Below are 23,199 nucleotides of genomic sequence, written 5' to 3'. Positions count from 1 at the left end.
TCCTACAATGACTCGCAGTGTATTTTGAGCGCGTCGAGAATACTTGTCAAAAACTCCGAGCTTTTTGCCAAAAACTTGGCTTTTTAACAAAACAAAAACAGAATCACAGCATTATTTATAAAATAAAATGCTGTTCATTTAGCTTATTACGCAAATAAATAACCCGGCGCTGATAGATTCACGCCGGGTTATAGAATAATTCTCATTAAAACTGGAGTTTTGTAGTGATTAGTTGCGGCACGTCTTTTTGTAGCGCGACGGAGAAATGCCCTGCAGACGGGAAAAAGTATGGGTAAAGGTGCTTTGATTGGAAAAACCGCTTAACTCAGCAATCTGACCAAGTGTTAAATTTCCATTTTCTATCAATGACTTGGCCATATCCACTCGTTTTCCAAGCACATACTGATGCGGCGTAATACCCATCTGTTCCTTAAACAGCATATGAAACTGACTTTCGCCAAGAAATACACTGCCAGCGAGCTGCGCCACCGAAATGCGTCGGCTGATATGCTGTTCGATGTAGCGATCGATTGCATCAAGGTCAAAACGGGACTCTTTACGCTGGGCATCAAATGCCGAAATATGGCGTTGCAGAAGTGCCAGCACCGTATCACTGCATGCCCGGCTGAGCAGCATGTCATCCGGACTACTTTGCATTTCCTGCACCAGCATCTGGACCAATTTCTGAATCTGGTTATCGAGCTTAAAATAAGTGTCCTTACCTGCCAGTTCATTGAGCTTGTGCAGTGTGAGCGGATCATCGTCGCACGGCTGAGGCATATTAAGCACCAGAATGTCGGATTGCCCGACCATGCCACCAAACGCATGGCCGGTGCCTGAAGTCACCACGCAGCCCTGACCAGGATTAACAATATTCCCCATTCCGCCCACTTCGAATTCGGCCTGGCCTTTAAGGCCAATCACTATCTGGGTATAGCTGTGATCATGACAGTGCATGTAAGAAGGCAAAGTGATCAGTTGCGCCGGACGCGGCGACAAAAGTTTGGCTCTTTGCTCGCTGATGAGCGAATTGGCTGAAGATAAAGTACTCATGATCATTCTACCCGACGAAACAGACCTGCATTTTATTACAATTCTATCATAAGCGACAATCAGTGCTGCGCCGGCGCACCAATAAACAATCAAATGCATATTTTGATTTGTCAGTAAAGCGGGCGTGTGGTTTGTAGCACGACCGGAACAATGATCAAGTGCACATAAATTACGGTCAATGTGTGTTCAATCAGGAAAACGGTCAACCAGATCGGAAATCGGTGCTTGCATATTTCGATAATCTGCTCAAAATGGAGTTTGCAGAGTTATAAGATTCACAAAATCAGCGACCTAATGTCAGATGAGTGTGACTTTTTCGCCAGAGAGCTGGCAATTTGCATGACCAAAGCCAGGGTATTAAGCCAGTTAATACTGCTGTCAAAAGTTTGTCTTTCCCACTGCTCGCAGTGGATTCATATAAATGTTGCAGGGACCTATGATCAAACATCGCCTCCCAGCGCTACTGCTTGCGCTAAGCCCAGTTTGGGTATCTGCATCGGTGTACGCGGATGAAGTTACACAGGTCGATCCTGTGACCGCCATCGATGAAAAAATCAGTACAAAACAGAACGAACTTGATGCTATCGCATCTGAGTTCGACACTGAAAGTTCGACGCTTCAACAGCTAAAGAACGATCAAGCCCGCCTCAAGCGTGATGGCGACGAGTTGGATGCCAAACGTAACCGCGCGAAGTCGGCTCTGGACAAACAGTACAGCCGTATGCTGGAAGACCCGGAGACCGATCTGGTTACCTTCCAGAAGCAGTATCAGGACGCCTGGGCTGCGGTCAAACAGAATCAGTCAGAACAGCTGACCAACCAACAGACCATCGCCGAAAGCGAAATGCGCCTTTCACAGCTTAAGCAGAAACAGGCGCGTCTGAAAACCGAATACACCAACCTCGAAGAGAGCAAGATCGAGGCACGGGTAAAACGCCTTGAAGCCGAACTGCGCGAAAGTGCTGTCGTGGAAACCAGCTATAAAACCACCTGTTCCACCACGATGACACTGGGCGAATGTTCCAGCCAGGGCCTGCACCTGACCAAACAAAAAGCGGTTAAAACTTTCCGCGCCCAGCTGCTCGACAGCCTGAGCGAGTCGGTGATCGCGAAGCAAAATCTCAGTGGTGTCGAACTGAATATTCACGTTCAGGACAGCCAGATTCAGCGTGCCGGATTTGAAGGCAACAGCGAGTACTTTACTCAGATGCAGGCACAGCTGCAGGCCAAGCCGGAAGCGGTCGCAGCGTGTAAAATGCTCAATGTTTCCAGCCGTTACTGCCTGCAGGGTGCCGCTGAGAGCAAAAGCAGCAAGCAGGACAAGGCATGGGCCAACGTCACGGTGCGCTCAGATCAATACAATGATTCCGTTACCATCAATGGCATCAACTATGGCAGCACGCCGGTTGAAATCGTCCTGCCGGCTGGTCGCCATCAGGTGACGGTATCCAAAGACGGTTTCGAAAGTTACAACCGCGTGATCACCGTCAACGGTAATGACACGGTGTGGGTTAAACTCAGACCCAATAAAGACAGCTGATAAAACGGACTGACTGCCCTGGCTGCGCCATTACCGCCTGTAGCTATAACGACATGTAGCTATAACGCCATTTTGTCATCAAGTTACTGAAAGATAGCTAATGACAGAATGGCGTTTGCATTTAGAATAGCGTCAGGATTTGTTCAATTTTAACTGAAGTAGATACTCATGCGACAAGGTTTACCCGCTCTGTTATTTGCACTTTCGCCATACATGCTCGCAACACCTTTGATGGCGGAACAAGCTTCGGCATCCGACGTTGTCAATGCATCCGACGTCGCCAACAGCTCCAGCGTTGTCAGCATCGACGATGCCCTGTTCAGCCAGCACAGCGCATTGCGAGAGGCCAAAAAGAGCACTCAGGCTCAGCAAACGGCTGCAGACAATCAGCTCAGTGAGGTCAACCGCCTGACGCAGCGGGCTGCCAAGCTCGACAAAGCGCTGCAGCAGGCCAAAGAGACACTGGCGAAGCAGTATCAGGCGATGACCAATGAACCGGATCTGGATATCTCTGCGGCCCAGAATGCCTATCAGTCCGCCTGGGCAGAGGTGAAACAGAACCAACAAACACGTCTGCAAGCAGAGCAGAAACTTCAGGAACAGCAATCCGCGCTGAGCGAAGCCAAAGCCGCACAGCAGTTGATTGAGCAGAAAATCGCCCGGCTTGATGAAGATAAAGTACGTGCCCGGGTTGAACAGCTGAGAAACGAACTCAAACGTGAAGGCGAGCAGACGGTCAGCTTCACCAACGCCTGCCAGGCAGACATGACCCTGGCCCAGTGTGCCAAACAGACCACGGATCTGGCGCTGCAAAAAGCAGTCACCCAGTATCAGGCCTGGCTGATCGATCAAACCACAGAATCTAAGCAGGTCAAACAGCATCTGGCGGATGTCGCGCTCAATATTCACGTACTGAGCCATACAGTCAAAGATGCCGGGTTTCTTTGACGGCAGCCGATTCAAAACCGTGATCGCCGCACAGCTGAATGCCCGTCCGGCGGAAAATACCCCGTGTAAACTGCTGGACGTCGAATCGCAATACTGTTTTGCACCCGGAGATAGCGCACAGCCGCAACCACAGAAAGAAGTCGCATGGGTAAACCTGCTGATCCGCTCGAACCAGTACCAGGATTCCGTTTCAGTGGATGGCGTCAGCTACGGCAGCACACCGGTCGATATTATGCTGCCGGTCGGCAGTCACATGATTACGGTGGCCAAAGAGGGCTACCGCGCCTTCCATCAGGAACTGAGCATCAACTCAGACCATACGCTACGTGCTGTGCTGCGCGAGCAGGCCAACCCGCTTAAAGCGGGACATACTTTTGCCGACTCGCTGAAAGGCGATGTCAAAGCGCCGCAAATGGTCACATTACTAAGCGGCGAATACCTGCTGGGTGAGAATGCATCGCGTCAGGTTCACCTTGATCATGCTTTCGCAGTCAGCGCCACACCAGTAACCGTGGCTCAGTTTGAAACCTTCGTTAACCAGACTGGCTACCAGACTGATGCCGAATTGCAAAAACTCTGTATTGCGGTCGACAAGGCGGAAGTCGCGCCGATGCCGGGCAGTTACTGGCGCAACCCAGGATTTAAGCAGTCAAGGCAATCCCCGGTGGTCTGTATCAGCCAGAACGACGCCAAAGCGTATACTCAATGGCTGTCACAACAAACCGGCTTCCATTATCGCCTGCCAAGTGAAGATGAATGGGAAGCGGCCGCCCGCGCCGGCAGTAAAGCCGCGTACTGGTGGGGTGAACGTTTTGGCAGCGGAAGAGCCAATACTGGCTGGGGCGGCACTCCATGGTCAAACAAGAGCACTTCTCCGGTCGGCGCTTTTGATGCTAACCCACTGGGTCTCTACGATGTCGTCGGTAACGTCTGGCAATGGACCACAGATACACGCGGCTTAGCAAAAGGCGGCGCCTGGAGCTTTTCGCCGGAGATGGCTAAGGCGGACAGTCAGCTGTTTATTGCCCCTTCAGCGGCCGCCAATTACGTTGGCTTTCGGGTTTTACGTGAATTGTAACGCAACTATTTGCGTAAATTAGCTAAAAGGGGGGAAATCCCCCCTTTTGCGTTGCTGGCAGCTTTAATATAGTTGTCGCAGGCGTTAAGGGTCCCTTGACGCCGGGTATCTTATTGATGCCTCTGTGTTTTCGGCAGACCCTCGCTGAATTCATGGAACCTCTTCTACACGTCGACAAGATATGTTTCTTGTATTTGTGCCAGCCCGTCTTCAGGCTGGCTTTTTTTATGTTTTCACCCCGTAAACCCGCACTGAGTACTTACTTTACCCCACCACCTTGGTATCATAACCCGGTTGCATACAAGGGAATTATGTTGTGTCAAATCCACTCACCGCAGAACAGTTATCACTGTTTCAACAGTTACCCGGTTACTGGGGCTGTAAAGATCTGAACTCTGTTTTTGTTTATGCCAATGAGGCCTATTCTGCGCTGATCGGCGTGGAGAGCATGCAGCACTGTGTTGGTCTGACCGATTTTGATATGCCAAGTCCGACCGTTGCCTGCGCCGCTGATTTTCAGGAGCAGGATCGCTACGTGATCACAACCGGTCGCTCACTGAAAGTTCTCGACATCCACCCCTACCCGGATGGACGCTGGCATGCTCACATCTTTACCAAAAGTCCGTGGCGCGATGCGCAGGGTAAAGTTCGCGGCACCATTTTTTACGGCCAGGAAACTGACGGATACCGCCATTCTCGAAGTCGGACACTGGGTGTGTCGCGCGACAGGCTTAAGTTCAGCGCTTAAAAGTGCCAATCATGATGAATTGCAACTGCCCAAGCTCACCACCCGTGAATCGGAAACTCTGTTTCTGCTGCTGTACGGCAAAAAACCGCAACACATTGCGCGCGTGATGGGAATTTCAATCAAAACCGTTGAAGGTTACGAGGCACGCCTGCGCACCAAATTCGGCGTCCCCAGTAAAGAGAGCCTGCTCGACCGGGCACTGGACCTCGGTTTTGGCTCGGTTATCCCACAAACCCTGCTCAAAACCCAGCTTTCCGTGGTGCTGAAAAACGAACACGCCGCTTAAAGCGGCGTGTGTGAAACGGGATGACCAACAAAAGAGTGTCGGTTACGGCGCGAGACGATCCACATCCCAGCCACTCTCCTGACGGGTGTAAATGAAACGATCGTGCAGACGATGTTCACCTCCCTGCCAGAACTCAATGCTGTGCGGACGAATACGGAAACCACCCCAGAAACTCGGTACCGGGATCTCACCTTTGGCAAACTTCTGTTTCAGCTCAAGGTACTTACCTTCCAATACGCCACGGGCAGAAATACGGCTGCTCTGATGACTGGCGATCGCGGCAATCTGGCTCTCTTTCGGACGTGACGTAAAATACTTCATGTTTTCCAGCGCGCTCAGTTTTTCTGCCGTACCTGTGATGTGGACCTGACGCTCAAGCGGGTGCCACGGGAAATGCAGGCTGATTTTGTTATTGTGCTGGATATGTTGCGCTTTGCGGCTGGCCAGGTTGGTATAAAACACGAAACCGTCAGTTTCGACATTTTTCAGCAGCACAATACGTTGAAATGGCTGACCCTGTTCATCCACTGTGGCAACGGTCATCGCGGTCGGATCGGTTAACTTCGCGTCGATCGCCTGCTGCAGCCATAAGTTAAACTGTTGCACCGGATCGGCCAGCAAATCTTTGCGGCGCAAACCACCTTGAATGTATTCACGGCGAATGTCTGAAAGTTCCATTTCTACTCCTCGTTATTTTTTGCCGATTGTGCGCCTATACGCCGTATAACTCAAGCCATGACAAACGAAAGCCTTTGTCGATCACTTCACACTCTGTGATGGTTGCAGTGCGACTCTTGACTCATTCCCCGCTTAACCGCCAAGAAACCGTCTAAACTTTAACCACACGTCTGAGACTCTTGGCAGTTTCAGCGCCACTCCCGGTCGCCACCAGACCGGGGACGGTTTCAGTCTATCGCAGGATCTCGCCATGAGTCATGGCTAATCACGAGCACCTCTCTAAGCAACGGTTATCCATGGGCCGGTTTGGCAAAGATCAGAACGCTGACGGCGAACTGGACTTTGTCGATGATCAAACTGCGGCGCTGCTGCTCAACACTCCCAGCAGCGCCCGCATCATGCTTTGGGTGATGGTATTGTTTTTGTTCATAGCGGTGGCCTGGGCTGCCTGGGCGCAAATCGACAAAGTCACCGTCGGTCAGGGTAAAGTCGTACCCTCATCGCAGATTCAGGTGGTGCAGAATCTGGAGGGCGGACTGGTCAAACAAATTCTGGTGCGTGAAGGTGAACAGGTCCGTAAAGGCCAGCAACTGCTGCTGATTGATGACACCCGCTTTCGTTCCGACTACCGTGAGCGTGAACAGCAGGTCGCCAACCTGACCGCCAATGTACTGCAGCTTTCCGCTTCACTGGCCAGTGTCGTGGTCAATGAAGCGTTCAGCGAAAACGAGTGGCAGCAAGCCGTGCTGATTGACTACAACAAGCTCGCCTTCCCTCCCTCGCTGCTCGCAGCCCAACCAGAAACTGGCCGATCGCCAGCGCGCCCAATACCGTCAGGATCTGGATAACCTGCGCAACCAGTTGTCAGTCATGTCACAACAAGTAATACCAATCACACTAATTAACTGGTCAATATAGTCCAATCTCTAAAGCAGAGCGAAATGACTCTGCTTTTGTCTGCACAAAAGCGATTCCAAGCACTACACAGCTTGTCGACAATATCGTCGTAACATTCAAAACACCTATTGGCTATTTCGTTCTGACGCAACCAACTCCATACCTGCTCTATTGGGTTGAGTTCCGGTGAATAGGGCGGTATATGAATGACAGTCAGGTTCTTGAATGAATCAGCAAGATAACTTTGATGCCAACTGGCTTGATCCATGATGACGACAGCATGTTTGTCTGCGGGTGTGGATTGAGAAATGAGCCTGAGTTGCTCTTTCATTGCTTCCATGTTGCTCATCGGAACAACAATAGCTTCAGTTTCTCCGGTATTAACGCACACCGCTCCAAATAGGTACGCATACTCAAATTGCTGTTGTTGTACCGCTCTGGGACGAGTCCCTTTTTCTGCCCATATTCGGGTTGTTGTGTTGCGCTGGCCAAATCTGGCTTCATCTTGAAACCAGATTTGAACATCTTTTAAAGCAACATGTCCTGGGATCTTAAGGATCGTTTCTATTGGGAATTTTTTTAAAAGCTTCTTGCGCTTCTGCAGATTGCTTTGGGTGCTTTGAACGCGTTGTTATCCAAACTAAATCAAGTTTTCTCAATATCTTATAGATGCCTGATAAGCTGTACGATAGGCCAAATTCTTCATGGATGAATTCAATAATATCTGTCCCCTGTAGTCTGCCACCTTCAGGCTTAATCGCATTGGAAGTGATGTACAGCTTTAACTGAGATAGCTGGTCTTCAGTCAGTCGTGGAGGACGGCCTGTATGCTGCTTTTCTACCAAGCCTTCAACACCATTCTTTAAATAAGCCGCGACCCAGTTATTGATACTGGTACGGCTGGCTTTTAAATATTTGGCGATCTGAGTGCGGCTTTTTCCATCCACGAAATGAGATATCGCAAGAAGTCTCGTACGCATCCTAGCATCGGATGTTTCACGAATAAGTTTTGGGAAGTCAGGGGTCGTCATATCAGCTCCTATTGAAGCTGATATTAGATCATAAAATTATACCAATCACACTAATTAACTGGTCAATATAGTCCAATCTCTAAAGCAGAGCGAAATGACTCTGCTTTTGTCTGCACAAAAACGATTCCAAGCACTACACAGCTTGTCGACAATATCGTCGTAACATTCAAAACACCTATTGGCTATTTCGTTCTGACGCAACCAACTCCATACCTGCTCTATTGGGTTGAGTTCCGGTGAATAGGGCGGTATATGAATGACAGTCAGGTTTCTTGAATGAATCAGCAAGATAACTTTGATGCCAACTGGCTTGATCCATGATGACGACAGCATGTTTGTCTGCGGGTGTGGATTGAGAAATGAGCCTGAGTTGCTCTTTCATTGCTTCCATGTTGCTCATCGGAACAACAATAGCTTCAGTTTCTCCGGTATTAACGCACACCGCTCCAAATAGGTACGCATACTCAAATTGCTGTTGTTGTACCGCTCTGGGACGAGTCCCTTTTTCTGCCCATATTCGGGTTGTTGTGTTGCGCTGGCCAAATCTGGCTTCATCTTGAAACCAGATTTGAACATCTTTTAAAGCAACATGTCCTGGGATCTTAAGGATCGTTTCTATTGGGAATTTTTTTAAAAGCTTCTTGTGCTTCTACAGATTGCTTTGGGTGCTTTGAACGCGTTGTTATCCAAACTAAATCAAGCTTTCTCAATATCTTATAGATGCCTGATAAGCTGTACGATAGGCCAAATTCTTCATGGATGAATTCAATAATATCTGTCCCCTGTAGTCTGCCACCTTCAGGCTTAATCGCATTGGAAGTGATGTACAGCTTTAACTGAGATAGCTGGTCTTCAGTCAGTCGTGGAGGACGGCCTGTATGCTGCTTTTCTACCAAGCCTTCAACACCATTCTTTAAATAAGCCGCGACCCAGTTATTGATACTGGTACGGCTGGCTTTTAAATATTTGGCGATCTGAGTGCGGCTTTTTCCATCCACGAAATGAGATATAGCAAGAAGTCTCGTACGCATCCTAGCATCGGATGTTTCACGAATAAGTTTTGGGAAGTCAGGGGTCGTCATATCAGCTCCTATTGAAGCTGATATTAGATCATAAAATTAGTGCGATTGGTATAAAACAAAAACAACAGGATTTGATTGAGATTCAGGCCCGGGTAAGTAACCTGCGCCAAAGCTACAGTTACGCCAACAAAGAGCTGGAAATCACTCAGCCTCTGGCCGAAGAGGGCGTGGTGCCGCGTATCGATCTGCTCAAACTGCAGCGTCAGGTCAACGATACGCGGCGTGAACTGACATCAAGTGAACTAAAAATTCCCGTGCTGAGATCCTCCATCCGCGAGTCCATGCTCAGTCGCATCGACGCAGCACTAACGTTTCGTTCGCGTCAGCAGGAAGCACTCAACCGAGCCCAGGATCAGTTGTCCGCAATGACGGAGTCGACGGTTGGTCTGGAAGACAGGGTTAATCGCACCGTGGTCATCTCACCGGTCACCGGTACCATCAAAACCCTTAACGTCAATACCGTGGGGGGTGTTATTCAACCGGGGATGGATATCGTTGAGATAGTGCCGACCGAAGACACGCTACTGGTTGAAGCGCAGATAGCACCGCAGGATATCGCTTTCCTGCGCCCGGAGTTGCCGGCCGTCGTCAAGTTCAGTGCTTATGACTTCACCCGATATGGCGGCCTGGAGGGCACTCTTGAGCATATCAGCGCCGACACCAGCGAGGACGAAGAAGGCAACAGCTTCTATTTGGTACGGGTACGCACCAAACAAACGTCATTTGGCAACGAAGAAACGCTGCCCATTATTCCCGGCATGACCGCCTCAGTAGACATTATCACCGGCAAACGCAGTGTTCTCGACTATATGCTCAACCCCATTCTCAGCGCCAAAAGCAACGCGCTGCGAGAGTAACAGGGAACTACTCCTTATGACGTCGCTTGTACCAGGTATCAAACAATGAGAATGCGTTGGCTATGGCTACTGACAGCCATGGTGATTTCGTCGCTGGCCGGGGCATTAAACACCAAAGAGCAGCGCTGGGTTGATGCCGTCACCACAACCTATGGAGAAACGCGCCGGCAAAAGGGTCGAAACCTGGCGGCGGGAAATGGCCCGCTTCCGCACTTTGTCAGAGCAGGATAAGCTTACCCAGGTCAACAACTTCTTCAACCAGCTCTATTTTGTCAACGACATCGTATTGTGGGGTAAGAACGACTACTGGGCCACTCCCCTTGAGTTTTTGGGCAGTAATGCCGGCGACTGTGAAGATTTCACTATTGCCAAATATTTTTCTTTACTGGAACTGGGCGTGTCCGACAAAAAATTGCGTCTGGTTTATGTCAAAGCGATCGAGCTCAATCAATTCCATATGGTGCTGGCCTACTACGCCAGTGCAAACGCGCAACCTGTGATCCTGGATAACATTAATCCGCAGATCAAACCCGCCTCCAGCCGACGCGATTTACTGCCAATCTACAGCTTTAACGGTCAGAACCTGTGGCTGATGAAGTCCAAAAGTGGCGAGCTGGCCGGCAATTCATCCCGTCTCAGCCTATGGAATGATTTACGCTCGCGCGAGCGGGCCCTGAGTCTGAATAAACCGTTAATTAATTACGATGAGTAGCGAGTATGACACTATACAAACAACTGGTCGCGGGCATGGTTACCGTGCTGATTCTGCTGATGATTTGCGTATTCATTATTGAATTTAATACGACGCGCAATAATCTTGAGCAGCAGCAGCGATCCGAAGTCAGCAATACCATCAATACCGTCGGGCTGGCGTTAGCTCCTTATCTGGAAAATAAAGATAGCGTAGCCGCCGAATCGGTGATTAACGCGCTGTTTGATGGCAGTACATACTCGGTTGTGCGGCTGACATTTCTCGATGACAGCAGTGAAATTGTCCGTACCTATCCGGTCAAACCAAGCCAGGTTCCGCAGTGGTTCACCAACCTCAATCTGTTTGAGCCAATTCACGACAGCAGAATCGTCACCAGTGGCTGGCTGCAGCTGGCTGAGGTGGAAATTATCAGCCATCCCGGAGAAGCTTATATCCAGCTCTGGCAGGCGCTTATCCGGCTGTGCCTCGCATTCGGGGCGATTACCTTGCTTGGTTTGACCGCAATTGCCCTGATTGTTCGTCATGCGCTTAAACCGCTGCAAATGATCGTCGCTAAAATGGAGCAGATCGGGCGTAATCAATTCGGCGATCCGCTGCCACGCCCGGATACCCGGGATCTGATTGCAGTCGTCGACGGGATCAACAGTATGTCTGCCCAGGTCGAGAAATACTTCAAGGCTCAGGCTCAGGAAGCGCAGCAACTGCGTGAGCGGGCCTATATCGACCCGGTATCGCAATTAGGCAATCGTGCTTACTATATGAACCAGCTCAACGCCTGGCTGAGTGTACATGGCCTGGGTGGCGTTGCCATGCTCCAGGTTCCCTTCATCAAAGAGGGTTACGAAGAGCAAGGCTATGAAGCCGGTGATAACATGGTGCGCCAGCTGGCTGTGCAGTTGAAAGCATCGCTCTCTGCCCCTAATCTGACCCTGGCACGTATCTCCGGCAGTGAATTTGGCTTTATTATTCCGAATATGGCAGAAGCGGAACTGCGTGAAGTGGCCAGCACGATCGTGAGCTGCGTCCATGACGTCACCCCGGATCAGACCGCGATGACCGCCTCACAAGCCGCCTTGGGGGTGGTGTACAACAAAGAAACCAAGACAACGACCGAACTATTGTCACTGCTGGATAATGCGCTGGCAGCCTCTACCTCCAACCCTGAACTCGATTATGGTTTTATCGCCAGCTCCGATAATCAGTTAGTGATGGGTAAACAACAGTGGAAAGCTTTGGTCGAAGAAGCTATTCAGCACGACTGGTTTACATTCCGTTTCCAGGCGGCCAACGACGAATCACAACACACGTTTCACCGTGAAGTGTTTTCTGCGATTGAAAAAGATCATGTCCGATACAGCGCGAACCAGTATCTTTTCGCGCTGGAGCAACTGCATGCCACTCACCTGTTTGATGAATATGTGTTGCAGACCATGGTTGATAAACTGCAATCCGGTGAGTTGAGCGACACCCTGGCAGTCAATATTTCACAAAGCAGTATTGAGCAACCCAGCTTTATCCGCTGGGTCACCCAGCTACTGACCCGCAGCAAAGCCGTGGCCCACAAACTGCACTTTGAAATACCGGAGAGTTGTTTTGTTAATGCGCCGCACCACACCGCCCTGTTTTGTCACGCACTGCGCACTGTAGGCGCCGAATTTGGCGTGGATAACTACGGACGCAATTTCCAGTCTCTGGCTTATATCAATGAGTTCAGACCCAAATATGTTAAATTAGATTATCTGTTTACCCACCATCTAGACGATGACAAACAGAAGCTTACCCTGACCTCAATTTCGCGCACTGCACACGATCTCGGGATCACCACCATTGCATCGCGGGTTGAAACCAGAGAGCAGCTCGATTTTCTTGCCCAGCACTTTGTTGATGTCTTCCAAGGCTTTATTTTCGACCGCTGAGTCGATCTTTCATAAAACGTCCTGCAGCACCTCAGGACCGAAAATGATTAGGGAGAATGGCAAAAGGGAGTCAGCGCTCCCTTTTGTTTGGTCAGATGGTTGGGTCGAATGGAATGGTCAGATGATGACAGGTCTCACCGCACATCAGCACCGAGGCCTGCTTGACCCCGGATGCGGCTAAATCCCGATCTCTTCCTCATCGAGTTTGGACGAGAGCTGAATTTCATATTGATTAAAGCTGAAAATAGAAGGGCCATGGACCCGCTTTGTCGTTACTCGTTCATCGCCAAATTGTACGCTGACGTGGGTAAATACCTTGCCCTTCACATCAACCACGTTATTTTCCAGCGCGATTTCAAATTCATCGTTAAGAATATCCAGCGCCGATTTGACTTTTTCCAGCTTGGCGTTGGCTTGAGCCTTGGCATTATCAATCTCCAGTTTCTTCTTCATCGCTACGTTCGGCTTTCGGGCGTTTTTTGAATTCCAGCTCACGGCGAATAATGTCCATGGTCTCTTCCTGAGCCAGTTTGTACTGCTCTTTGTGCTTGGCCATCCGGTCTTTGTACCAGGCAAAGCGTGCAAACGCTTCAACATTCATCGCGGTATCCCCCTCAACGCCTAAGTTAAGGCAGGTCACTTTACCACCCACTTTAGTCACACCACCGCTTAACGTGCCCTGTTTTTCAGCATCGTCCAGTACCAGTAAATCTCCGCCACAGCGCACCTCCGCGCTCATACAGTGGACAGCGATCTGAATATTTTCCGCCGCCTGCAATTCACAAAACTGAGCGTAGTTTGCTTTGATACTGACACCGGATTTCACCACACAGCTTTTCGCTTCACCTTCAGAAACGGTATGACCTATGATGCCTTTGCCAACTTCGATGTTTCCCTGAGCTTGCACATCAGCCGATTCAATAAACCCGCCAACGGTGACTGAACCTGTGGCCCGGACAACCATGCCCGGCTCAACATCACCGGCTATAACGACATTGCCTTTAAATTTCACGTGCCCGGTCGCGATGCTGACGTTATTGAGGCACAGCGCGTTATCGACATCGATGGTTTTACTTTTAATGATCGGCATACCGGACTGACTCGCCAGTAAAAGGTTGGGATCCTCAGGGGAAAGATGCGTTCCACGGCCTGGCAACAGCTCACTATTGATGCCGGGTCTCGGCGCAATTACTTTACCCTGCACTGTGTACCCTGCTTCCCCCTCAGTCGCCGGCTGACGCCGCATGACCGGCTCATTTTCGCCAACAGTCACCGTCTCACCGAGGTTTCGCATATCAATTTTATCGTCACTTTTACGCTCTTGCGGCGCGAGAATGCGTTTGCTGACATCCTCCACCAGCGCAATAAACTGACTGTCCTGCCCCTGCACAGCCTCTTTGCCACGCGCGACAGGCTGGGTGAAGGTTTCTCCGGGCTTGAGTGTATTACTCATCAGCAGAACTTTCTTGAGGGCTAATTTGTTTATCCCTTTAACTACCTGAGCATCCGCTAAAGCCTGTACCAGTTCACTGCCGTGCAAACCACGGCCGCCATACGCGCCGATGACCAGCATGCTCGCCAACATGTCCTGCTCGGTCAGTACGACTTCCACCTGCGCATCACGCTGCAGCGCCACGACTATCCCGTCGTAAGCTTCACGTTTCATTTCCTTGGCACAATTAATAAAACGTTTAACTGCATCCTGGTCGACAAAATATTTCCTTGCCCCGATCTGAACCAAAGCATCGTTCAATCCCTGCTCAGAAAACTCCTTGGCGATGGTTTTGTCGCCATTCAGTTTTGCGATCACCTGGATTTTGTCCTCGGAGAGAACAATCAATTCATTCCACATCCTGAATAACCTTCACGGCATAGCTGTCGTTTTGATATACAGTGTATAGAAATTGAGACAAGGTCGGAATAAAACGAGTAGCAAAGTCAGGCTTACGTCACTTCTTGGCCACAGTGTATTGTGCAGAGTCAGGCAAGCTGCAGCCTATCGCCAGGTTTACAGTGTAAATGTGCCAGCCATCGACTCCCCGGTGCACAGCTTGCTCTTGCTTTGGTTAAGTCATCAGGTTAGGGAACGGTTGCTCTTCGTTAAACAGGTACACGGCGTGCACGCATTTACCTTCATTGGAATAATGCAGGGATTCACACAGTGTCGAGGCCAACAGGATGCCGCGCCCATAAGATACATCGGGGTTTTCAGCCCGATTTTGCTGATAATCAAACCCCACGCCACTGTGCTCAAGCATGAATTCAATCCGCAACCGCTGCGGCTGAAAATCGATGTCGAGCCGAATCCAGTGCGATTCATCCAGTTGCTGCAAACGCTCTTCTCTTTGTTGGTAATAGAGTAAGAAACCGTCCGGATCATCTTTCATCTCAGAATTAAGGCCAAGCAAGCCATGATCAATAGCGTTGTTGAACAACTCTGAAAGCAGTGAACACAATAAATCGAGATGTTCGCCACCCAGCACTATCCCTTTCAGGTAAGTGCGCATTTCATTCATGACTGCGATGCGTTTCATTACAGCAGCGGGAAAGCTAAGTGAGGTTTTCAGGGGAACTTTACCTAACATCAATGGCTGATTTACCTGACCTTTATTCACATTTACCAGGGGAAACGTCATGGTTAACACCGACAAATCATCGGCTTTGCCCGGTTTGGCAAAACGCTGCACTTCTTCGTACAAGGTTGGAATTAAGGCACCTTGCGAAACCTTACCCAGCAAGGCCTCCAATCGTTGCTCACCGAACAGTTTCCCCGGCGTCATTTTCCGCTTCGGTAATACCGTCGGTGTAGCAGACAATGCGCTGGTCCGGATCCAATTTAAAGTGCATGACATCACTTTCAAACTCTTCCGGTTTAAGTACCCCCATTGGCATGTGAGACGACACCAGACGCTTAGCCACACTGCCGTCGCTGTCGAGAATATAGCCATCCGGCAATCCTCCTCCCCACCAGGAAACTTCAAACCCATTGGCTCTGATTTCAAACACGCTGGCGGCCAGCATCATCCCGGTTGGCAGAAAACTTTCCAGAGAGCGGTTGAGCTCTGAAACCATCTCTCCTAAGGACAACCCCTTAGCTGCCGTTGAAAAAAAGGTTCGCGTAGCAGGCAGCGTGGAAATCGCAGCCGGAAGTCCATTACCGGTTGCATCCGCGATCATCACATAGATACCACCGTAAGGCCGGCTGGCAATCACGATCAGATCGCCGTTAAAAATGGTCGATGGCGTCGAGATGTATTCAATACCGAAAATGTGTTCAACCTGTTCGCCCATCTCCTCCATCAGATTGGAAAAAATGGACTCAGAAATAGCGAAGTCATATTGCACCTGTTCACGAAATCGTTGCAGCTGGTCACGTTGTTCCATCACCTCTTTGTGCATTTTTACCACCCGAAAATGTGCCTGGACCTTAGCAATCAGCACACTGCGCTCAACCGGTTTGAGAATAAAATCATCGCCAAGCGATAAACAGCGCTCAAACGAGTCATGGTCATCCAGCACGGTGAGGAAAATGATGGGAATGTAGTGATTAGGAAACGCCGCTCTTATCTCCTGCGCAGTGACAAAACCATCCTTTACCGGCATCATCACATCCAGCAAAATCAGATCCGGCAGCACTTCCATCTGCTGCATAGCAGCCACCACACCTTCACCGTTCTCAAAGACATCAATTTGCTCCGCGACGCTATCGAGCATAAAACGGCACAACTGACGGTTGGTCGCATGGTCATCCACAACAATTACGCGCATAGGTACGTTACTCTCCCTGTCGATTCGATAGTCAGTGCTTATTCGATAGTAAATTTCTTATCAAAACGCGAAATCATCAATACCTTGCGCACCTGAGGGAGCGTATTGACGATGCGGATCATGCCATCGGGCTGTTCGAGATAGTTCTTCATATTCAGCAACATGCCCAAAGCGGTACTGTCTATATAGTCAACTTTACGCATATCAACCGTAAACTCATGATCAAACCGTTTGGCATAACTACTCCGAAAATCTTGCACCAGGTTGAAACAAAAAGTCCCTTCAACCGCAATGGTGACATGCTTGTTATCGTTATCTATCGTGGTTTCAATCGCCATATCTCGTCCTTAAAACGCTCAACTTTAATCCGCTCACTGTCAAAACGTCCGTCGTTAAAACAGCTCAACTTCACCCTCATCCATACTGCTTTGACTGGCAGCCGGAGCGCTGCGATTAGAGGTTTTCTGCTCCAATTGTTCGATGTGCGCACTCTCCACTCCACCGTGGTGAAGTTTATCGAGTAACTGCAACGCCTCTTCCAGGTAATGCAAAGAATCCTGCGCATAATCGCCTTGCTGCATCACGATGTCCGCAAATTGCAGGCAACGTACCCCATCGCCCACATGCTGCACCAGCGTCTGGCCCAGCTCCTGTATTTTCTGAACTTCACGTTCGATTTCAGTATTGACCTGCTGAACCCCCTGCAGCATGTCATCGACCGACTGCTTCGATGCTTCGATATGAGACATATCGATGGTCGCCATCTCACCCACGGTATGGTTGGCCGCTTTCACGGTTTGCTGAGCAATCTGAATTTCTTTTTCGATCTGGTTATTGAGCGCTTCCGCTTTCACTGATAAATTGCGCACTTCCTGCGCGACCACCGCGAAGCCTCTGCCGGCTTCACCAGCGCGGGCCGCTTCAATTGCCGCGTTCAGCGCCAGAAGGTTTGTCTGCTCAGATAATCCACGTACCTCATTAAGCAGCTTAAACACCACATCCAGCTTGTCCGACATATCGTGAATACTGCTCACGGCTGACGTACTTTTGTTCGATACATTTTGCAAGGTGGCAATAAACTCATTAATGATCGCTTCGGTGCGCGGCAGGACCGTTTTCAAGTTGTACTGACTGTTCTGATTGGCGAGCAGATTATTCACTAAGGTGCTGGATATTTCCGACTGCTGCTCACTGACAGTCTGCAAACCAAAAAAGCTTTCATTTAAAGTTTCGGCCGACTCATCCACTATGTTGTGCTGCTTGACCAAAGGCTCTTTGATACGTTCGATATTCTGGTTAATCACGGCCTGCAAGCGTTTGACCTGAGCAGCATCACCTCGCTCTGGCTGAGATAAAGAACCAGCCGTTGAGGCGACAGCAGATTGAGTTTTATTGTTGGCGCCGGACTTGATCTGAGCCGAATACGCCGTCGAATCTGCGCTGCTTGCAGAAGCTGAGGAAGACGAAGTCGCTCTCAGCAACCAGGGGAGCAGCGCAATCAGCACAATCGCACTCCCGAGACCTGCTGATACACCCTGCGTCAGAATGCCAGCCAGTAGCACCAGCTGTACCAATACAACGCCGCCTGTTTTGATAGAGTTTTTACTTTTCTGCATACTGACTCCTGCTGGCCGCTATCCGTTATTTTTTATTCAGATGAATATGTTCACCAATCCATTGCGGCATCGCGCTGAGTGCCCGCACATCCTTGGCAGCACCCAGTTCAATTGCAACTCTGGGCATTCCCCACACCACACAACTACGCTCATCCTGCGCGACGGTTGCCGCGCCCTTCTGGCGCATTTTCAGCATTCCCTTAGCTCCGTCTTGCCCCATTCCGGTCAGCAACATCCCCAGCGCCCTGTCGGCCAGAAACTTCCGCCACCGAATCAAACATCACATCCACTGACGGTTTATGACGATTGACCGGCTCCCGGTCATCCAGCAACGCGTGCAATTCGGCACCGCGACGCGTGACCACAAGATGTTGATCTCCGGGCGCAAGATAGGCGTGTCCGCTTTGCAGCAATACCTGACGCTGTTTGACCTCTTCCACTTCAACCGCACTATTGGCATTAAGCCTCTTCGCCAATGAAGGAGTAAACTGGGCACTGATATGCTGAGTGATCACGATGGGCGGTAAACCTGCCGGTAACGCAGATAAAACACTGTTTAGCGCTTCCGTACCGCCGGTGGAAGCGCCAATGGCCAACAATTGAATCCGGGTTGCGCAGGGCGTTATCGCCACAGGAACTTTCGCTGGCGGCTTCGGGCTGCTGGCCACATTCGCTCCGGCCGCCATTTTGAGTTTTTCATTCACCAGCGTTTTGTAATTCACCATATCCGCCGTGTTATCGACCGAAGGCTTAGGAAAATAATCCACTGCACCGGCTTCGAGTGCCGCGAGTGTTGCATCGGCACCATGCTGGGTCAGGGTTGAGATCATCACCACAGGCATCGGACGCAGACGCATCAGATTACGCAGAAACTGTACGCCATTCATTTTGGGCATTTCGATATCCAGCGTCAGCACATCCGGATTGAGGCGCTTGATCATATCGCGAGCCTGATAGGGATCCTCAGCACTGCCGACGACTTCAAGATCCGGATCGGATGCGATCAGCTGAGTCAGCAGCGCCCTGAATACCGGGGAATCATCCACGACCAACACTTTGATCATTTTACTCATTCGAATAACTCCACATTGTTGTCCGTATCAGGCCGTTGCTGCTCTACCTGGCTGGAGTAACACTCTTCACTACGGCGAATCTGCATCACTTCCGGACAAGGAATACGTTTCAGCCAGGCTCGGCCCGACTTCGGATCAAACAGTACCCGGCGCGGTTCGACACCGCCTAGATCTTTAGCGACCACATTCAGGCCTTCACGCTGCACATAACCGAGGACAAACTCCACATTCTTAATTCCAATCAGCGATTTGAACCCCAGCAATTGCGCGCCACCAAACAGTTTCACATTCAGGCGACCGCGCTGAGCACCAAGATTAAGCAATTGATTAATAAGATTTTCCATCGCATAACACCCGTAACGGGATGCATTCGATAACAGTTCATCGGCTTTCCAGTGATGCAGTTCGGCGGTGGTATCAAACGGCAACAGAAAGTGATTCATCCCACCAACACCTGCGCAGGGGTCCCAAATGCAGGCTGACACACAAGAGCCAAGACCTGTGGTAATAATTTCATGATCCACGGTCACATATACCTGACCGGGCGCAACCTTAACCCACGGCTGGTCAGGCCTGTTGTGCGGAAAACGCTCAAACGATGCCTGCGATGACGGTGTATGGGTCACGACTTCACTTACCATGGCTTATCCTACATTTTGACGTAAATTGTCTGGCCGAGATGATGGAACAACGAACTGCACCCTCCCAATCCCTCAGAATGGCCGAGGAACAATACACCGCCAGGCTTGAGGCGGGCATGAAAGCGCTTGAGTATCTGCTCCTGAGTAGGTTTATCGAAATAGATCATCACGTTACGACAGGCGATCAGATCAAATTGCTCCGGCAGCGACCAGGGTTCGATCAGATTGATCTGTTGAAACTGAATAAACTGCTGCAACCGGTTAGCCACTTTGATCTTTCCGCTCTGCGCCTCTTTACCACGCATAAAACAGTGCCTGAGGTACTCTTTCGGTATCGTCGCCAACGCCTCCGCCGGATAGACGCCGCGTTTAGCATGCTCAAGTTACCTGAGTATCGAGGTCCGTTGCAAAGATTTTCACTGACTTAGCAAACTCAAAAGTACCGGCATGCCACAGAGTCGCGGCTATGCTGTATGGCTCCTCACCGGTTGAACAGCCAGCAGACCAAATCTTGATATCGGTATTACCCAGACTGCGCCATCCCTCCACCACTACTTTTTCAAGAAACTCAAAATGATGAATTTCACGGAAAAACTGGGTTTTATTGGTCGTCAGTGTGTTGATGAAATGCACACATTCCTGCTCATCATTCTCAATCAGTACCCGATATTCTTTAAAACGCGTTAATCCGCGCCGCCTCAGTTGGCGACTGACTCTGCCATACACCATGGCACGCTTGGTATCCGCCAGATAGATACCGACCCGCTTATGCATGAACCATTGGATGAACTTAAAATCCTTATCCGTAAGTTCAAATTCTTGTTCACTCACCGCCAACATAGACTGAACCCTTTATTAAAACTCTTCCCATTCATCACCATCGTCACTGAGATTCATCTTGGCGTTGGCCACTTTCCCGCTGGCACGCAAATCACTGACATTGCCACGCTTGCCAACCGGCTTAGCTGTATTCGAAGCGCGTTTGGTCTCAAACGTGGTAATGTTGCTGTCGGTGGCAAAGAAGTTCATCAGATTAAGCAGCTCTTTCCCTTCGTCTTTCAGCGACTGGCTCGCCGCCGAAATTTCCTCAACCAGCGAGGCATTTTGCTGCGTCATTTCATCCATGGCGGTCACCGCACGGTTGATCTCATCAATACCGGTCGACTGCTCAATACTGGACGAGGTGATCTGGCTAATCAGTACCGAAACTTTCTGTACCGCTTCAACTAACTCATCCAGCGTAGCACCGGATTCATTCACCAGGCGTGAACCTTCATCCACTTTCTCAACACTGTCTTTGATTAAGCCTTTAATCTCTTTCGCTGCTGCTGCACTGCGCTGTGCCAGGTTACGCACTTCACCCGCCACGACCGCAAATCCACGCCCTTGTTCACCGGCTCGCGCGGCTTCGACAGCGGCGTTCAGCGCCAGCAAATTGGTCTGGAATGCAATCTCATCAATCACACCGATGATGTCAGCAATCTTCTTGCTCGCGGTGTTGATTTCGCTCATCGCGTTAATAGCCTGCCCTACCACCTGGCCGCCCTGACTGGCTTTTTTCGCCGCATCGTTTGACACGGTATTGGCATCTTTAGCGTTATCCGCGTTTCTGGCGCACAGTGGCGGTCATCTGTTCCATGCTGGCCGCTGTTTGCTCCAGATTCGATGCCTGAGCTTCTACGCGCTGACTGAGGTCATTATTCCCGTCAGCAATCTCGGTCGACGCTGTTGCCACCCGCGCTGAAGATTTCGTGATCTTATCGACCATATTGCGCAAGTTGACGATGGAAGTATTGACCGCTTCAGCCAGTCGCCCGAATTCACCCTGGTGATCAGACGGCATCTGATTATTCAGGTTGCCTTCGGCCACCTCACTCATCACGTCAATACACTGGCCAAGCGGTTCAACCAGAGTATCGAGCAGGTTATTAATGCCATCACCCAGCTCACGCATAAAGCCACTGTAAGCGGCGGTGTTGATGCGTTCATGCAACTGACCATCAATCGCTTTCTGAATCAGACTTTCCACCTGACGCTGACCATCCTGTTGCTCGGTGATATCCACCCACTGCAGTGCCGGACCAATGTAGTTGCCTTTGCTGTCATGCATCGCAATACAGGTCAGATTGAACTCCAGCGATCCGACCGCAATATTGGAACTGAATGGCAGGCGATCAGGGTTATTAATGATATTGCGCTGATGGCTTGGGTTTTTATGGAAGACGTCAATATTGCGCCCGACCAGATGATCAACATCAAAACCGGGAAATGCTTGCTGCAGCTCGCGTTGTCGGCTGCGCAGCAAAGCTGTCAGCGACGGATTGAGATAACGTATAATGCCTTCAGGATCCGCCATCATCAGGTTGGTGGTCATGCCCTCAACCGCAGAAGCAAGACGACCGATTTGCATGTCCGTCGCACGTTCTTCGGTCACGTCACGCCATTCGAGCGTGTTACCAATATAGGTACCGCCCTTATCGAAAATTGCCGCAACATTGAGTTCTATTTTGATATCGCTGATTGCGATATCAGTGCTGTATGGCAGATTACCCGGGTCGCTGAGCATCTTGCGCTGGTGGGCCGGATTGCGATGGAACTCATCGATACAACGTCCCATCAGCCAGTCTGACGAAGCGGTAAAGCCAGACCAGACGATACGTAGTTTGGCTTCATGTTTACCAAACAGATTCAGTGTTTCCTGGTTGATGTAAGTGATATTGAAATCACGGTCAATCATGACCATGGCGGTTTGGGCCTGATCGATGGCGGCGCGAAGGCGCGCGACTTCATTTTCCTGCTGCCGCTCTGCCGTCACATCACGCCACTCCAGGGTATTACCGACATACTGCCCGTCATGATCGAGTATCGCACCGACGTTGAGTTCGATCTTAACCCCGCGAATGTCTATGGTCGTGATATAGGGCAGACGAGCCGGTGTCGATAACATCTGACGCTGGTGGGCCGGATTAGCATGAAACAGGTCGATACAATAGCCGAGCAAAAAGTCTTCCTCGGCACGAAAATTAGGCCACACCGATTTGAACAAGCTCTCATGTTGTTTGAGTAACAGCATCGATTGTTTGTTGACGTAAGTGATTTTGAAATCACGGTCGATCATCATTAATGCCGTTTGTGCGGCATTTAACGCCGACAGCAGATGTTGATTGGAAATACCAATACTCGCCTTGGCCGGAGTCTCATCTTGCACCACGTGACTGACTGGCGCGCTATCGTGTTTTTGTTGTTGGGGTTTGCGGTTCCAGAATGGCATGAGT

8 protein-coding genes and 11 pseudogenes are annotated in these 23,199 nt (G+C 50.2%); 7 read left to right on the top strand and 12 right to left on the bottom strand.

The window, feature by feature from the left end:
* Positions 1–228: 228 nt before the first annotated feature.
* Positions 229–1,053 (bottom strand): AraC family transcriptional regulator, encoded by an 825-nt coding sequence (locus tag ABDK09_06395; GenBank protein XAW87763.1) that lies wholly within the window; start codon positions 1,051–1,053, stop codon positions 229–231.
* A 436-nt stretch (positions 1,054–1,489) separates the two neighbouring features.
* Here ABDK09_06395 and ABDK09_06390 point away from each other — a divergent pair, with 436 nt between their 5' ends.
* The 3 genes and pseudogenes from ABDK09_06390 to ABDK09_06380 all read left to right on the top strand — a co-directional run bounded on the left by ABDK09_06390 (position 1,490) and on the right by ABDK09_06380 (position 5,653).
* Entirely contained in the window at positions 1,490–2,593 is a 1,104-nt protein-coding gene (locus tag ABDK09_06390; GenBank protein XAW87762.1) for a PEGA domain-containing protein, read from the top strand.
* A 168-nt stretch (positions 2,594–2,761) separates the two neighbouring features.
* A pseudogene (locus tag ABDK09_06385) lies at positions 2,762–4,619 on the top strand (SUMF1/EgtB/PvdO family nonheme iron enzyme).
* A gap of 316 nt (positions 4,620–4,935) precedes the next feature.
* Positions 4,936–5,653, top strand: a pseudogene (locus ABDK09_06380) (helix-turn-helix transcriptional regulator).
* Between the two features lie 42 nt (positions 5,654–5,695).
* Here the strand turns inward: ABDK09_06380 and pdxH are convergent.
* Positions 5,696–6,331, bottom strand: a complete 636-nt coding sequence (gene pdxH, locus ABDK09_06375; protein XAW87761.1) for a pyridoxamine 5'-phosphate oxidase — start codon at positions 6,329–6,331, stop codon at positions 5,696–5,698.
* Between the two features lie 296 nt (positions 6,332–6,627).
* Between pdxH and ABDK09_06370 the strand changes: the two are divergent.
* A pseudogene (locus ABDK09_06370) lies at positions 6,628–7,216 on the top strand (biotin/lipoyl-binding protein).
* A gap of 16 nt (positions 7,217–7,232) precedes the next feature.
* Here ABDK09_06370 and ABDK09_06365 read toward each other — a convergent pair.
* Both ABDK09_06365 and ABDK09_06360 read right to left on the bottom strand, forming a co-directional pair.
* Positions 7,233–8,259 (bottom strand): IS630 family transposase gene (locus ABDK09_06365; protein XAW87760.1). Its coding sequence is split into 2 segments (ribosomal slippage): positions 7,233–7,808 and positions 7,810–8,259, totalling 1,026 coding nucleotides; the frame shifts between segments, so codons are not numbered across the junction.
* A gap of 54 nt (positions 8,260–8,313) precedes the next feature.
* Positions 8,314–9,341, bottom strand: a pseudogene (locus ABDK09_06360) (IS630 family transposase).
* 23 nt (positions 9,342–9,364) lie between these two features.
* Here ABDK09_06360 and ABDK09_06355 point away from each other — a divergent pair.
* The 3 genes and pseudogenes from ABDK09_06355 (at position 9,365) to ABDK09_06345 (ending at position 12,826) form a co-directional block, all read left to right on the top strand.
* Positions 9,365–10,198, top strand: a pseudogene (locus ABDK09_06355) (HlyD family type I secretion periplasmic adaptor subunit).
* Between the two features lie 45 nt (positions 10,199–10,243).
* Positions 10,244–10,910 (top strand): annotated as a pseudogene (locus tag ABDK09_06350) (transglutaminase-like cysteine peptidase).
* Positions 10,911–10,915: 5 nt separating this feature from the next.
* Positions 10,916–12,826 carry an EAL domain-containing protein gene (locus tag ABDK09_06345; GenBank protein ID XAW87759.1) on the top strand — a complete coding sequence of 637 codons (1,911 nt, stop codon included), beginning with the start codon at positions 10,916–10,918 and terminating at the stop codon, positions 12,824–12,826.
* A gap of 177 nt (positions 12,827–13,003) precedes the next feature.
* Here the strand turns inward: ABDK09_06345 and ABDK09_06340 are convergent.
* The 8 genes and pseudogenes from ABDK09_06340 to aer2 all read right to left on the bottom strand — a co-directional run bounded on the left by ABDK09_06340 (position 13,004) and on the right by aer2 (position 23,195).
* Positions 13,004–14,399 (bottom strand): annotated as a pseudogene (locus ABDK09_06340) (FapA family protein).
* A gap of 493 nt (positions 14,400–14,892) precedes the next feature.
* A pseudogene (locus ABDK09_06335) lies at positions 14,893–16,594 on the bottom strand (fused response regulator/phosphatase).
* Positions 16,595–16,632: 38 nt separating this feature from the next.
* On the bottom strand, positions 16,633–16,932 hold the full coding sequence (locus ABDK09_06330; protein ID XAW87758.1) for an STAS domain-containing protein: 300 nt from the start codon (positions 16,930–16,932) through the stop codon (positions 16,633–16,635).
* Between the two features lie 54 nt (positions 16,933–16,986).
* Positions 16,987–18,210: a methyl-accepting chemotaxis protein gene (locus tag ABDK09_06325; protein XAW87757.1), complete on the bottom strand. Its 1,224-nt coding sequence runs from the start codon at positions 18,208–18,210 to the stop codon at positions 16,987–16,989.
* A 25-nt stretch (positions 18,211–18,235) separates the two neighbouring features.
* Positions 18,236–19,283: pseudogene (locus ABDK09_06320) on the bottom strand (chemotaxis response regulator protein-glutamate methylesterase).
* Positions 19,280–19,924 carry a chemotaxis protein CheD gene (locus ABDK09_06315; GenBank protein XAW87756.1) on the bottom strand — a complete coding sequence of 215 codons (645 nt, stop codon included), beginning with the start codon at positions 19,922–19,924 and terminating at the stop codon, positions 19,280–19,282. Before ABDK09_06315 ends, ABDK09_06320 begins: the two are co-directional and overlap by 4 nt.
* Before the next feature lie 8 nt (positions 19,925–19,932).
* Positions 19,933–20,764: pseudogene (locus tag ABDK09_06310) on the bottom strand (protein-glutamate O-methyltransferase CheR).
* A 15-nt stretch (positions 20,765–20,779) separates the two neighbouring features.
* A pseudogene (aer2, locus tag ABDK09_06305) lies at positions 20,780–23,195 on the bottom strand (aerotaxis transducer Aer2).
* Between the last annotated feature and the right edge of the window lie 4 nt (positions 23,196–23,199).

The sequence above is a fragment of the Vibrio sp. CDRSL-10 TSBA genome (assembly GCA_039696685.1).
GTDB lineage: Bacteria > Pseudomonadota > Gammaproteobacteria > Enterobacterales > Vibrionaceae > Vibrio.
Note: the sequence above shows the minus strand (reverse complement) of the source record. Positions and strands in the feature narration are given on the sequence as shown.

Excerpts from the sequence above, each read along its gene's own strand:
- ABDK09_06395 (XAW87763.1), bottom strand. The coding sequence starts at position 1,053 with ATGAGTACTTTATCTTCAGCCAATTCGCTCATCAGCGAGCAAAGAGCC.
- ABDK09_06390 (XAW87762.1), top strand. The coding sequence starts at position 1,490 with ATGATCAAACATCGCCTCCCAGCGCTACTGCTTGCGCTAAGCCCAGTT.
- pdxH (XAW87761.1), bottom strand. The coding sequence starts at position 6,331 with ATGGAACTTTCAGACATTCGCCGTGAATACATTCAAGGTGGTTTGCGC.
- ABDK09_06345 (XAW87759.1), top strand. The coding sequence starts at position 10,916 with ATGACACTATACAAACAACTGGTCGCGGGCATGGTTACCGTGCTGATT.
- ABDK09_06330 (XAW87758.1), bottom strand. The coding sequence starts at position 16,932 with ATGGCGATTGAAACCACGATAGATAACGATAACAAGCATGTCACCATT.
- ABDK09_06325 (XAW87757.1), bottom strand. The coding sequence starts at position 18,210 with ATGCAGAAAAGTAAAAACTCTATCAAAACAGGCGGCGTTGTATTGGTA.
- ABDK09_06315 (XAW87756.1), bottom strand. The coding sequence starts at position 19,924 with ATGGTAAGTGAAGTCGTGACCCATACACCGTCATCGCAGGCATCGTTT.